This is a genomic window from Legionella sp. D16C41, assembly GCF_048541585.1.
In the GTDB taxonomy this organism is placed as follows: Bacteria; Pseudomonadota; Gammaproteobacteria; order Legionellales; family Legionellaceae; genus Legionella_C.
The window spans coordinates 1,489,702-1,504,442 of the sequence record NZ_CP183303.1; the positions used below are offsets into that span (position 1 = coordinate 1,489,702).

A 14,741-nucleotide genomic window follows, 5' to 3' on the forward strand; every position below is an offset into this window, starting at 1 on the left:
GTTGGTTCGTAGGTTTAATCCATTTGCTTAGAAATATTTCTATTGTGTAAAATTTTTGAAAATAGTGTTGATTTAATTTGATTTTCAAGGCGAGAATATATATCGTATTGCCACTTGCTCGTTATGATAGTGATGTCTATGCAAGAAATGCCAAGTTTTTTTGATTTTGCCTCTTTATCTAAACAAGAAATTGCCAACCTTCTTGATGAATTCAATGTGCGCTTAACAGTAGATGAAGCGCTTTTTATTCAGAATTCTTTACTTAAAAGACCACCGACTTATGCTGAATGTATACTTTGGTCTATTCAAGGCTCAGAACATTGCTCCTATAAAAGTAGTCGTAAATATTTAAGTCAATTTATAACCCAAGCACCACATGTTATCTTAGGTCCTAAAGAGGATGCTGGTATTGTTGCGGTAGCAACTGACGATCAAGGTTATCGTTATGGCATCGTTATTAGTCATGAATCTCATAATCACCCCTCTCAATTAGTACCTTATGAAGGTGCTGCAACAGGTGTAGGTGGAAATGTGCGTGATGTTAGTTGTATGGGTGCAGAAGTTATTGCTGTAGCCGATAGCTTACGTTTTGGTGATATTAATAAGGCAAAAACAAATTGGATTGCTGAAGGGGTTGTTCAAGGAATTGCAGGCTATTCTAATCCATTAGGTATACCAAATATTACGGGTGATGCTTATTTTGATGAAGCATATAATGAAAATTGCTTAGTTACTTTAGTCACTTTAGGCGTGGTACGTGAAGATCATGTTATCCATTCCTATGCGCCACCAAATGCTAAAGATTATAAATTTATCCTAGTAGGAAAACCTACAGATAACAGCGGTTTTGGCGGAGCAGCTTTTGCATCAGCTAACCTAGACATCGCTGAAGAGGAAGAAAATAAAGGTGCTGTGCAAGAGCCTAATGCTTTTTTACAGCGCCATATCTTGAAAGCAAATTATGCTTTATTTGCTTGGTTACGAGAGCAAAATCTTATCAATCAAGTAGGCTTTAAAGATTTAGGGGCAGGTGGTATTGCTTGCGCTTCTGTGGAGCTTGCTGATGCTGGAGGTTATGGTGCTGAAATTAATCTTAATTTAGTGCCAACTAGCATGAAAGGGTTGTTGCCTGCAGTTATTTTATGCTCAGAAACGCAAGAGCGCTTTATGTGGGTTGTACCTGAGCATTTAGTGCCAATTATACTAGATCATTATAATAATCGCTTTGCGCTTCCGGATATTTGCGATGGTGCTGGTGCAACCGTGATAGGTCATTTACGTCACGATGGTATGTATATCGTTAATTATGATGATGAGCCTATTGTTAGAGCTAAAGCCACAGATATTACTCAAGGTATTATTTATGATAGACCTTACGAATATGTAAAAGAGATTCAGCCAGAGCCTAGTTCACTACCTTCTTTAGATTTAAATCAGTCTTTACTGCAGCTATTAAGTCATGAAAATATCGCCTCCAGTGCAGTTATTTATGAAAGGTACGATAAACAGGTGCAAGGTAGAACCATCATTGAAAGAGGCTTAGCTAATGCAGGCGTCATAGCGCCTTTTAATGAAGACAAATACCCTCCTGAAATTAGTTTAACAGGGGTTGCTTTATCTATTGCTCATAACCCTCGCTATAATAAAATTGATGCCTATTGGGGTGCTGTTAATGCGGTATGTGAAGCGGTACGCAATATTATTGCTGTAGGTGCTTGGCCATTGTCATTAACTGATTGTTTATGTTTTGGAAATCCAGAAAAACTTAAACAAATGGGTGAGTTTGTTGAGTCTATAAAAGGAATTGTTGCAGCTTGTAGTGCTGTTCACCGACCAGATAACCCTGAAGTTACGCTGCCTATTGTTTCTGGTAACGTTTCACTATATAACGAATCAGAACAAGGCGCCATTCCACCAAGCCCTATTATTAGTTGTTTAGGGGTATTAACGGATTATCGCAAAGTATTAACCTATAGTTTAAAGCAAGCAGACTCTTTATTAATACTAGTTGGTGAGCGTAATGATGAATGTGGTGGGAGCGTTTATTATCAACTATTTAATATTCTCGGTAATCAATTACCTAAGCCTAATTTAACTTCTTTTGCAGAAGAAATAATGGCTGTTTTTTCTGCTATTGAACAAGAGCTTGTGCTAGCAGCCCATAATATTGCGGAAGGTGGATTAGCTGTTGCACTTGCAAAAATGAGTTTTAAAAATAACATTGGTGTTGAAGTAGAGTTACCCGGTAACTTATCTATTGAGAAAAAACTTTTTGCAGAAAGTGGTGGCTTTATTCTAGAAATCCTACCTAAAAATTTAGCAGCTATTGAAGAAATTTTTAATAAGTATCTTGTCTCCTATGAAGTGATAGGAAAAACAACCAATATCCCCACAATTAATGTAGATGGCCAATTAAATTTAGCAATTAATATAGCTAAAAGTGCATGGCAACAAGGCTTACGGGAGAAACTAACGTAATGACTAGTATCGATTATAAGGCAGCTGGAGTCGATGTTGATGCTGGCAATCAGGCCGTTTCAGCAATTAAAAAAGCAGTAGAAAGCACTTTTTCACCACAAGTTTTAACACCTATTGGTAGTTTCGGGTCTATGTATGATCTTAAACCTATTTTACAGCATTATCGTGAACCTGTACTAGTTCAAAGTATTGATGGTGTTGGGACTAAGATGATGGTTGCTAAGATGATGCAAAAATTTGATACCATCGGTATTGATCTAGTCAGTGCTACCACCAATGATATTATTGTGTTGGGTGCAAAGCCGCTAACATTACTAGATTATATTGCTAATGACCGGTTAAAACCCAGCATCATTGAACAAATTGTAAAAGGCATCGTAGCAGGTTGTCTTGAGAATGATATTTCTTTAGTTGGTGGTGAAACAGCTGAGATGCCGGGTACTTATTTGGCTGGTGAACATGATTTAGTTGGTGTAATTACTGGCATTGTGGAAAAAGAAAAAGCTATTTTGGGACGTGAAATTAAAGCAGGCGATATTGTTGCTATGCTTCCTTCTAGTGGCTTGCATACTAATGGTTATTCATTAGCCCGTAAACTGTTCTTTGAAGTAGCAGGTTATCAGGTTGACTCTTATATTGCAGAGTTAAGTCAATCTATTGGCGAAGCTTTATTAACGCCTCATCTTAACTATACTAAACCTATATTAGGAGCACTTAATGCAGGTGTTGCTATTAAGGGAATGGCGCATATTACCGGTGGCGGTTTACTTGAAAATATTCCTCGTATTTTACCATCCAATTGCGCTGTAGAAATTTATAAAAATAAAATTCCACAAAATCCTTTATTTGATTTACTTCGCCAGTTAGGCAGTTTAGATGATAATCAAATGTATAGAACCTTTAATATGGGTGTAGGCTTAGTCTTATTTTTATCACCAGAAAATTTTGTGAAAATGCAGGCGTTTTTACAGACGAAATTACCTACTTCTTCACTTTATGAAATTGGTCAGGTGATTGTCGGTAAGCCAGAGGTAAACTTGTTATGATACGTATTGGGCTAATTCAATTTCCAGGATCAAATTGTGAGCGTGAAACAGCGCTCGCAATAAAACGAGCCGGTATGCAGCCTGTTGAATTTTTATGGAATGAGTCGCTTGCTAAACTTAAAGATTTAGATGGCTATGTACTCATTGGTGGCTTCTCTTATGAGGATCGTTCGCGAGCTGGTATTATTGCAGCGCTTGATCCGGTTATAAAAGAAATCAAAGTGCAAAGCGAAGTAGGTAAACCTATACTAGGTATATGTAATGGGGCTCAAATATTACTAGAGTCATGTTTAGTTCCTGGCATACAAAATTTAAATTCTGAAATAGCTTTAACGGAAAATAAGCGCATCTATAACGGTAAACTTTTAGGTATGGGTTTTTATAATACCTGGGTTAATATTCGTTTAGCTCAACATGAGCAAAAAACCAATGCCTTTACTCGTTATTTATCAGCTAAAGATGTTATTAATTTGCCAATTGCGCATGCTGAAGGGCGATTTATAATTTCTGACGCTCTTCTACAGTCTATTAAAAATCAAGGTATAAGTATATTTCAATATTGTGATGAGCAAGGCGAAATTAGTGATAATTTTCCAATTAATCCTAATGGTTCAATAGATAATATTGCTGCTATTGGTAATTCTGCTGGAAATATATTAGCTATGATGCCTCATCCTGAACGTACTACTAATGGTGATGCTTTATTTCACTCCATGCGTGATTATATTATGGGGCTACATTTAGCGAATGAATTTATTACGACTCCTCTGCAAAAAAATACGATAAAGCTTAAGCCTTTTGTTTCTAATACTCATTATAAGCAGTGTCTTGTAAAATTAATTATCACAGATAATCATGCCTTAACAGTACAAAAAACGCTACAAAAATTAGGTATTCCTGTCACGGTAAGACGTTTTATTCATTGGGAAATTGATTGCAATAATTTAGAAGAAACATTTACACAAATTAAAAAAAGTAGTGTTTTATATTGTGATCGCAAGGAGCAAGAAGTCAGCTTACCTTTTCATAGTCAGGAAAATAATTTTTACTGTTTAGTACGAGCCAAAGACGATCTAGCTGGCCTTCGTGCTAAACAAACATTGATTGACCATTATTCAATCGCAGATATTAAGTCAATTAAGCATAGTGTTTTATGGCATTTTAAAAGTGATCATGGAAATATTGATTCAATAATGGCTGAAATTTTATTAACTAATGTAATTGGGAACCCATACGCTCATGAACTCTATAAATACATTGGATAATTATCGTCAAAAGATTCAAGCAGCTTTACCTTTTTGTCTGAGTGAAACTAACTTTTCATTTGGCAAGAAGCATGCAGGAAAAGTCAGAGATACTTATGACTTAGGCGATAAAATAATACTAATTACCACTGATCGTTTAACTGCTTTTGATAGGCCTTTAGCATTAATCCCTTACAAAGGCCAGGTACTTAATTTAACAAGCGCCTGGTGGTTTAAAGAGACAGCTGCAAATGTACCTAATCAGGTAATTGCTGTACCTGATCTTAATGTTGTGATAGCGAAAAAATGTAAAGTATTTCCTATTGAGTTTGTAGTAAGAGGGTATATTACAGGGACGACAAATACTTCTTTGTGGACGCAATACCAACAAGGTGTACGTGAGTATTGTGGTATTGTTTTTCCTGAAGGTCTTAAGAAAAATCAAAAATTAGCAAGCCCTGTTCTTACACCAACTACCAAAGAAGCAGTTCATGACCGTCCTATATCACCTAAGGATATTATTGCTGAAGGCTGGATGACTGAAGAAGATTGGTTAGAAGCAAGCGCTTTAGCAATTAAATTATATGAGCAAGGGGTAAAACGCGCAGGTGAGCAAAATCTTATATTAGTAGACACGAAGTATGAATTTGGCCGCGACCAGAATGGGAAAGTTATTGTTATTGATGAAATACATACACCTGATTCAAGTCGTTATTGGCTAGCAGATAGCTATGAACAACGTTTGGCAGAAGGTAAAGAGCCTGAAAATATTGATAAAGAATTTTTAAGATTATGGTTTGCTAAAAATTGTGATCCCTATAACGATGAGCAGTTACCACAGGCACCCACTGAATTAGTTGAAGAACTTTCAGCACGCTATATAAAGCTCTATGAAATGATCACCGGCCAAAAATTTAGCTTCAATATGCAAGATGAGCCTATCGAAGAGCGAATTTTACATAATATAAAAGATTATATTAGTTAGGATGGTCTAAATTTAAGTTAAAAGATAAGCTCTTCACTGCCTACTCTTTTTGGCTATACGCAGGATTGAGGTAGTTAACTGGATCCCGCGAACAAGTCGCGGGACGTAGGGAAGGAGTTTAATGAAATGAGGTTAGGCGCAAGTTAAGGTTGAAAGTAAACAAATGACTTTTTACTTTGCCAACAGTCTGCAGTGATTGACCGAATTTAGGTAAAGGTAGGTAGCTGGATCCCGCGAACAAGTCGCGGGATGTAGGCAAAGGGGTTTAATGAAATGAAATTAGGCGCAAGTTAAGGTTGAAAGTAAACAAATGACTTTTTACTTTGCCAACAGTCTGCAGTGATTGACCGAATTTAGGTAAAGGTAGGTAGCTGGATCCCGCGAACAAGTCGCGGGACGTAGGCGAAGGGGTTTAATGAAATGAGGTTAGGCGCAAGTTAAGTTTGAAAGTAAATAAATGACTTTTTACTCTGCCAACGTCCTGCGGTTTATCCGCAGGATCCAGTGTCCGGTTTCGCAAATAAGGCACGAGACATCGAGCTGGGGCTAATAAGGTTTAAAGTTTTTTGTTCTATGTTAAGGTCTAAATATCATTTTATGGACTAGACTGGGTGATAAGGCTTAAAAATTGAATGTGCTTGTCGTTTTAAGGTAATTAACTATGTGCGGTATAGTAGGTATTTATAGTCATAAGCCTGTTGCTCCTGAATTATACGAAAGTTTAATTCATTTACAGCATCGTGGTCAGGATGCGGCTGGAATATTAACCTCGAATCAGCGATTTTACTCTAAATATGGTTTAGGATTGGTTCGTGAAACGTTTACTGCTCAAAATGTATTAGCTTTAAAGGGAAATATTGGCATAGCACATACACGTTACCCAACTGCAGGAGGATATGGCGAAGCTGATGTGCAACCGCTTTGGATTGGTAGCCCCAGAGGTATTGCTCTTGCACATAATGGTAATTTGTCTAATTACCAAGAACTAGCACAAGAAATACGCAAGCAACATCGTCATTTAAATACCTCTCTTGATTCTGAAGTATTACTCCTTCTTTTTGCTGATTTACTTGCTGATAGTCCAGGCTTTATTGACGATGATGATCAGTTTTTTGAGGTATTATGTGCGGTTGTGAGTTTGCTTTTTACTAAGCTTGAAGGTGCTTATTCAGTTGTAAGCCTAGTCATTGGTAAAGGGCTTATCGCTTTTCGCGACCCCCATGGTATTCGCCCTTTAGTATGGGGTACACGCGCACAGGATAGTGGTAAGGAAGATATTATCTTTGCTTCGGAGACTACCCCTTTTTATGCACTAGGATTTAATCCACAAGGTGATATCTTGCCAGGTGAAGTAGCCTATGTAAATAAGGCAGGTAAGCTCTATCGCCGCGTAGTTAAAGCCGCTGATTTCAGACCTTGTATTTTTGAATATGTTTATTTTTCTCGTCCTGATGCCACTATTAATGATATTAGTGTTTATCGAGCTCGCTTACGTATGGGGCAAAATCTAGCTAAGCAATGGCAAAAAACTCATCCTAATCTTATTCCTGACGTGGTTATTCCAGCCCCCTTTACAGCCAATACAGCAGCCCTTTCTTTTGCCAGCGAATTAGGTGTTCGTTATTCGGAAGGACTTTATAAAAATCCATTCATTGGACGAACATTTATTATGCCAAATCAAGGCGCCCGTACCAGTAGCATACGGCATAAATTAACGCCCCAGCGGACAGAAATAGAGAATAAAATAGTTCTAATTGTGGATGATAGTATTGTTCGTGGTACAACTTCACGCGAAATTGTTAAAATGGTACGAGAGTCTGGCGCTAAAAAAATTTACTTTGTATCTACTTCTCCACCGCTACGAAATCCTTGCTTTTATGGGATTGATATTCCGTCTCGAAAGGAGCTTATCGCTGCAAACTACACGGAGCAGGATATTGCTAAGTTCATTGGCGTTGATGTATTACTTTACCAAACCAAAGAAGATTTATTGGAAGCAGTTACCAGACGAGGTAGATATAAGATTAATAAAACCTGTATGGCTTGTATGGATGGTGATTACTTTTGTAACAAGATCACAGCAAATAAAATGCAGGAAATAGAGATTTATCGCGAGGCAACACGTAATGAAAATAATAGCGCTAGAGAGGATTAAAACTTAATGAATATTCTTATTATTGGGTCTGGTGCTAGAGAACATGCTATTGCTAAAGCATTGTCACGTTCGAGTCAGCGACCTAATTTATATTGTTATGGTACCTCTCTTAACCCAGGTATAAAAGAATTGTGTAAGGAATATTCTATTGGGGTCATTACAGATTGTATTAAAGTCACTCAACAAGCTAAATCTTGGTCTATAAATTTAGCCATTATTGGCCCTGAAGCGCCGCTTGAGCAGGGCATGGCAGATGCACTTTGGCAAGCTGATATTCCAACGATTGGTCCAAAAAAAGCACTAGCCCAATTAGAAACAAGCAAAGAGTTTGGCCGAGACTTAATGCAAAAATACCAAATAGCAGGTTTACCCAAATATAAAAAATTTAATAGTCTAGATAACGTTGCCGAATTTATAAACGAGCTTGGTGAAGAACACTATGTTATCAAAGCAAATGGTTTAATGGGCGGAAAAGGAGTTAAAGTTGCGGGTGAGCACCTTAATTCTATTGATGAGGCATTAGCCTTTGCAAAAGAGATTTTAGCGCATCAGCAAACTTTTATTATTGAAGAGAAATTAATAGGTCAAGAATTTTCCTTCATGTGTTTTGCAGACGGAAAAGTATTAGTGCCTATGCCTTTAGTTCAAGATCATAAGCGTGCTTATAATGGTGATAAAGGGCCTAATACTGGTGGAATGGGCAGTTACTCTGATACCAATCATAGCTTACCTTTTCTAACAACAGACGAAGTAGAAGAAGCTTTTGCAATTAATCAACGTGTCTTTTCAGCGTTAAATGAGGAATGCCAACAAAATTATATTGGTATTTTATATGGCAGTTTCATTGCTACTAAAAAAGGTGTTTTTGTTATTGAATTTAATGCACGTTTTGGTGATCCTGAAGCACTTAATGTTTTAGCAATTCTTGAATCAGACTTTTTAACTATTTGTCAGCAGATGGTAAATGGCAATTTAAGTCACGAGAGTGTGCAATTTAAACGGCAAGCTAGCGTATGCAAATATGTCGTACCTGAAGGTTATCCTGACCAACCTCTAAAAGGTTTTCCTATTGATTTTAGTGCTGTAGAAAATAAACAAAATCTTTATCTTGCTGCAGTTGATGTACAAAATGAACAAACTATTGTTGCTACAGGTTCGCGTACGGCGGCGTATGTTGGTGTTGCTAAGACCATTACTGAAGCAGAGAGGCAAGCTGAGGGGTCAGTTATACAGATTAAAGGCCCTTTATTTCATCGTAGTGATATCGGTAGTTCTAAATTAATTGAACAACGTATTGGTGATATGAATAGGATTCGCAGTACATGATTCGATTAGGAATTTTAGGCTCAACACGTGGCACTAATTTAACAGCGATTGTAGAAGCAATAAAGCAACAAAAACTTAATGCTTCTATAGAGGTCGTTGTAAGTAATAAAGCCAAAGCAGGCATCTTAGAAAAAGCCACCTACTTTGGCTTACAAACTGCTTATCTTTCTGCCAAAGAATTAACCAGAGAAGAGTTTGATCGTAAGTTAAATACTTTATTAAAAAATTATGGTGTGGATTTAATTGTTTTAGTTGGTTATATGCGTATTTTATCTGCTGAATTTATTCAAGAGTGGCAAAATAAAATTATTAATATTCACCCTTCCTTATTGCCTGCTTATGCAGGTCTTATGGATTTAGAGGTACATCGTGCAGTTTTAACCGCTGGTGAAAAATATAGTGGCTGTACCGTGCATTTTGTTAATGAGGAAGTTGATGCAGGCCCTGTATTATTACAAAAGCGATGTGAAGTATTATTTAAAGACACCCCAGAGCAGCTAAAAGCGCGTATTCAACAAGATGAAGGCGCTTTATTAGTTGAAGCAATTAAGGTTATTTCTCAAGAATTCGGAAATAGGTCTAATAAATAATTGAGGTATTATTATGACAAAAGCACTTATAGCAATTTTAATGGGTTCTAAATCTGATTGGCCGTTAATGGAAGAGGCTAGTAAAATCCTGGAAGCATTAGATATCCCTCATCAAGTTCGAGCACTATCTGCGCATCGAACACCAGAGGCTTTATTTGAATATTTAAAATAGGCTGAAAAAGACGGCGTTGAAGTGTTTATTGCCGCAGCGGGCGGTGCTGCTCACTTACCTGGAGTAGTTGCTGCTAAAACGACATTGCCTGTTTTAGGTGTGCCTATTCCTTCTTCAACCTTTACAAATGGATTAGGCGCATTGTTATCTATAGTACAAATGCCAGCTGGTATTCCTGTTGGAACATTAGCTGTTAGTAAAGCAGGCGCGATTAACGCTGCTATTTTAGCTGCTAGCATTTTGGGTAATAAATATCCGGAGTATAGGCAAGCTGTTGAGAATTACCGCGCTGAACAAGCTAAAAAAGTTTTAGATAACTCGGTTATTAAAGGTTAAATAAAAATGTATTGATTTAATTAAGTTTGGTTTTGTACCAGACAAAAAATCATCGTTTTCACTTCTTGCCTACTTCCCGCGACTTGTTCGCGGGATCCCGTGCGACAGTTAAATCACTTGATCCCATAGACAAGCCATGGGACGTTGGCCTAGGGAAAAAGAGTTTTCAACTGTGTTTGATTTTTGTACATTGTAAAGTAAGATTGGCTAGCAGATATTTATACTAATACAACCTTAAGGTAGCTATTAATTCTAATGAGAAGGTATGAAAGGTTATCTTAGGACTAGACTTAAATTTATTTTAAGTAATTTAGCCGTACTTTAAGACGTTTAAATTGTCAAGAACTCTTATTTAAATATCTCTTGAAGTTTCAGGGTTATTACTTAAGGTTGGTTGCAAGTTACTAGAGTCAGAAACTGTTTTTGTGGGTAAGAAAAATAAGTTTTTTGCACCAGTTAAATATGGCGTATTTGTCTCATTAGGGGTTTGCTGTACTTTATGCTCATTAATAAGCTCAGCAATTTTATTATGTCCCATAAGATTAGCTATATCATAAGGCGTAATAATTACTTCAGCAGAATCTGGTAAATCTTTCACAAATAATTTAACTTGTTGCTCTATGTTTTTATCGTGTTTGAATAAAGCAAAATATTTTAGTTGAGCGACTGTTCGGCGCATAGGAATAGTATGATCAGCATTGGCCTCTAAAAGTTTTTTAACAATAGCAAAGTGACCTTCTTGAGCAGCTAACAAAATAGGCGTCATACCTTGAAATAGTTGATTTAAATTTACCTTATCTTTATATTTATGTGATAGTTCAATCAATAGTTCCACGACGTTGGTATGTCCATTTCTAGCTGCCATTAATAGGGGACTTGCACTATTTTCATTTGAGCAATCTAATAAATTAGGATTTTTTTGAACTAATTCTCTTATAACTTCTGCATGGCCATTATTAGCCGCTATCCATAAAGCTGTTTTACCTTGAGCATCTACTTGAGTTAAATCTGCGCCAGCTTTGATTAATTCTTTTATAACGTCTAGATGACCTTTATTAGCTGCTAAATGTAGCGGTGAGAAGCCATTATTTTCTTTTTCATTTAACCTTGCACCTTTCTCTACTAATATTCTAACAATTTCGGCGTGGCCATTATTTGCCGCAATTCCTAGAGGGGTGTTACCTGAATTATCTTTTTCATCTAACTTAACTCCATATTCAATTAATTTTTTAACTACTTCTACATGGCCCTTTTCGGCCGCAATCCATAGCGGTGTTTGATTGTTTATATTCGCTAAATTTAAATCCACCTTTGCTTTAGCTAATACGTCAACAGTTTCTACATGACCTCCTCGTGCAGCAGCACAAATCGGTGGGGATTTTTTACCAACTAATTCATTGCATTTTGCGCCAGCGTTAATTAATTCTTTAACTACTTTAGTATAACCATTAAAAGCAGCAGTCCAAATAGGAGTAATATTATCTTCATCAGTTTGATTAAAATCTGCGCCAGCTTTAATTAAAGCTACTACATCTTCTAAATGATTATACTGAGCAGCGATAAATAATAAATTAACGCTACCTTTCCGAAGAGCGATATCGTCTGTAATAGGTTGAGTTGTGTGTTTAAACTTTGTTAGTTTTTCTTCTAAAATACTGCAGCGGGGATCATTTTTAGTTAATATCACTTGCGTATTAAAAGCTGAATAATCGCTAGATTTATCTTCTTTTTTATAGTCATCGCTTTCCTCTTCTTCATCTTCATCTTCTGCAAAAGCTGCTTCAATGGCCGCTGCCATAAGTTTAGTTTTAGGTGAAGTATAGGGAATTTGATTACTATCACGAAACGACCAGCCTTGACTTGGTTGATAGGTTAAAGCTACAGTATGATTTTCACTTCCTAATAAAATTCCTATTGGCTCTGTAGATAGGTTTGCAGTAGTATCAAATACTTGACCAAGTTTAATTAAATAAGTTTCAATTTCTTCTTTAGATAGAATAAGTGGTTCTGAATAAAGTGGTTTTAAACCGCCTTTTTTCTCTATTTCTTCAGACGAAGCAAGAGTAGAAAGAACTTCTATATTTTCTTGGTTTAGAAAAGAGCGATTAAATAAAAAAGCCCAATCCCCTGGTAACTGAAATAAGGTTAAACTATCATAAAAACGAATAATATCAATTAACTCATAATCTTTATCAGTTAAGTTTTCACCTTTTTTTGCTTTAGTTTTATTAATTGCATCGACTAAGTATTCCGTCGTCATAGAGGCAATAAGTTTTATACGATTTTCAAAACGTTGTTGCTCTTCTTTGCCTAATAAAGAAGCCTCTAACCAACGCAGCGAAAAACCATTACATAGACCATCTTCATTGCCATAGCCTAGGCCATCTTCACTGCCATAACCTAGCGCGTTATATAAATTTACTACTTCTTCATGAGCACTCATACTATATGAAACTTAATATACATGTAGCCTAAAGTATAATTTTAGTACATTGTAATTAATAAAATATTAATAAGGTTGGAATTGGCTAGAATCTATCTTTGTACAGGACAAAAATAAAAACCGTTGAAAAACCTTTTTTCCCCTACCTATATCCCATAGCTTGCCAGGGAATCCAATGATTTGACTGGTAGGCTGGATCTCGCGAACAAGTCGCGGGACGTAGGTAGCAGATGTAGAGGCAAGATTTTAACATAAGCTCTCATTTCACCTTAAGAGTATCATCTACGTCCCACGACTTGTTCGCGGGATCCAGGCTTTGGCTCGATAACTGCGCTGAGAGCAAGTAGCCTAGGTGTAGGCCTGCAGGCCGAAACCCGGGTTTCACGTCGTTTCACTCAGGCTACTTGCTTAACCAGCCTTCGCCTTGAGGCTAGCGAAGCTTCAGAGTTATGCAACAACGCCGAACAAGTCGCGGGATGTAGGTAGTAAAAGTCAAAATGATTTGATAGGTTGGATCCCGCGACAAATTATGGGATGTAGGTAGAAGGTAAAAAGTATAGAATTTATTTGTCCGGTACCAAGAGAATTTAGCTGTTTTAAAATCTAAATAAAAAATAGAAAAAGCGACCCCCTTACCTAATACAGATTAAGGATAGTCGCTTTATAAGGAAAATCAGTAGTTATAAATAATAAGCAAGATAACTATATAAGCTTATTTAAACCTTACATTTCTTTAGATTTGATAGTGCGTATTCTTTGCGCTTCAAAAGCTAATACTTTAAAGTAATCATAAGACATGTAAAAGTTTCCATTATCCCCTAGATTTTTTCCCCAAGAATTACGTAAAGTCAATAAACCTCTATGTTTATTACCTTCATTATCTTTAGCTACAGCATTATCATCAAAGCCGGTAATAACCATTTCATGGCCACCGACAAACTCAGGATTTAACCAGGCATCACGAGCAATTATAGGTGTAAGTACCCAGCTATCATTACGAGCATTTTTAGTACCTACTGCGCCAGAAACACCTAAATCATAATCGACAAGTAAAACAGCAAAAGTTACCCTATCACCAGCTAGGAGAGCTTTTTTAACTTCAGCTAAGGTTTTGTTAGTATCAACACGATCATTGGTAGCTTGGAAAGGATCTAGGATTGGTGAAGTTTGTATTTCATCAAGAGTAAGTGGCTCGCTAATAGCGTGAAATTCTTCAAGCGCCATGGGAGTTGTTGGATCAGCGCCACCATGTGGGTAAGAATTTAAACCGCCGCAACCTACTTTTGCTTCATGTGTTTTATTAACAATACCAAATGTTTCCATCTGGTTAAGTACAACTCGACCTAATGAGCCATCCCAACCACTAGCATTATAGCCATTCTCAGCTAAGTAATTACCTAACTGCAATTGACATAGTTGGCTAACGTAATCACCTTTATCAAGCGCTGCGTCAATAGCTGCTGTCACGGCAAAAGTAACACAAGTACCATGCCGCCCTTGATCTAATACAGGTACATTATTCATACCAAGTTGAATCTGCTTAGGCCCACCAGAATTGGTAAATTGATTTATAGGTTTTAAAGCATTTTTTGCTTTAAGCTGCAGTAATTTTCTTTCTTTATCAGATAATTTAATTTTTAATAGTCTAATTTCTTTTGGTTGCTCAATGTCCTTATTTAAAAGTTTGGATGGTTTACGCTCAGTTATTATATGAGAAATTGTACCTGAAACTTCTATTCCCTGAGCAGCTAAATGACCACTAACGAGTAATGATAATGTTGCTAGTTTCGCAATCTTCATGAAATTATTCTCTCCAATTAAGGGAATTTCAGTTTAACAGATACATTAAATAGCGGCTATAAATTTTGTAGATAAGTGGATATCTTTAGAGAAATACTGAAAGTGGTTAAGCAAAGAGTGAAATTATAACAAATTTCTAAACTAAAAAAGGGCGGAAATCCGCCCT

Annotated in this window: 9 protein-coding genes and 1 pseudogene; 8 read left to right on the top strand and 2 right to left on the bottom strand. The window is 36.7% G+C overall.

Going from position 1 to position 14,741, the window contains the following annotated elements; translation table 11 throughout:
* The first annotated feature begins 138 nt into the window (after positions 1–138).
* The 8 genes and pseudogenes from purL (at position 139) to purE (ending at position 10,332) form a co-directional block, all read left to right on the top strand.
* A complete protein-coding gene (purL, locus tag ACNVED_RS06540; protein WP_419421153.1) occupies positions 139–2,478 on the top strand; it encodes a phosphoribosylformylglycinamidine synthase subunit PurL in 2,340 nt (779 codons plus the stop codon).
* Positions 2,478–3,524, top strand: coding sequence for a phosphoribosylformylglycinamidine cyclo-ligase (gene purM / locus ACNVED_RS06545; protein WP_419420950.1), 1,047 nt, complete (start codon positions 2,478–2,480; stop codon positions 3,522–3,524). The genes purL and purM overlap by 1 nt, the downstream gene beginning before the upstream one ends.
* A complete protein-coding gene (purQ, locus tag ACNVED_RS06550) occupies positions 3,521–4,789 on the top strand; it encodes a phosphoribosylformylglycinamidine synthase I (protein ID WP_419420951.1) in 1,269 nt (422 codons plus the stop codon). The genes purM and purQ overlap by 4 nt, the downstream gene beginning before the upstream one ends.
* Positions 4,764–5,753: a phosphoribosylaminoimidazolesuccinocarboxamide synthase gene (locus tag ACNVED_RS06555; protein ID WP_419420952.1), complete on the top strand. Its 990-nt coding sequence runs from the start codon at positions 4,764–4,766 to the stop codon at positions 5,751–5,753. The genes purQ and ACNVED_RS06555 overlap by 26 nt, the downstream gene beginning before the upstream one ends.
* Before the next feature lie 661 nt (positions 5,754–6,414).
* Positions 6,415–7,908, top strand: a complete 1,494-nt coding sequence (gene purF / locus ACNVED_RS06560) for an amidophosphoribosyltransferase (protein WP_419420953.1) — start codon at positions 6,415–6,417, stop codon at positions 7,906–7,908.
* Between the two features lie 6 nt (positions 7,909–7,914).
* Complete coding sequence (purD, locus tag ACNVED_RS06565; protein WP_419420954.1) at positions 7,915–9,234, top strand: phosphoribosylamine--glycine ligase; 1,320 nt, start codon at positions 7,915–7,917, stop codon at positions 9,232–9,234.
* Positions 9,231–9,824, top strand: a complete 594-nt coding sequence (gene purN, locus ACNVED_RS06570; protein WP_419420955.1) for a phosphoribosylglycinamide formyltransferase — start codon at positions 9,231–9,233, stop codon at positions 9,822–9,824. The genes purD and purN overlap by 4 nt, the downstream gene beginning before the upstream one ends.
* Before the next feature lie 13 nt (positions 9,825–9,837).
* Positions 9,838–10,332: pseudogene (gene purE / locus ACNVED_RS06575) on the top strand (5-(carboxyamino)imidazole ribonucleotide mutase).
* A gap of 352 nt (positions 10,333–10,684) precedes the next feature.
* Here purE and ACNVED_RS06580 read toward each other — a convergent pair.
* Positions 10,685–12,775, bottom strand: a complete 2,091-nt coding sequence (locus tag ACNVED_RS06580) for an ankyrin repeat domain-containing protein (RefSeq protein WP_419420956.1) — start codon at positions 12,773–12,775, stop codon at positions 10,685–10,687.
* Between the two features lie 723 nt (positions 12,776–13,498).
* Positions 13,499–14,575 (bottom strand): C1 family peptidase, encoded by a 1,077-nt coding sequence (locus ACNVED_RS06585; RefSeq protein ID WP_419420957.1) that lies wholly within the window; start codon positions 14,573–14,575, stop codon positions 13,499–13,501.
* Between the last annotated feature and the right edge of the window lie 166 nt (positions 14,576–14,741).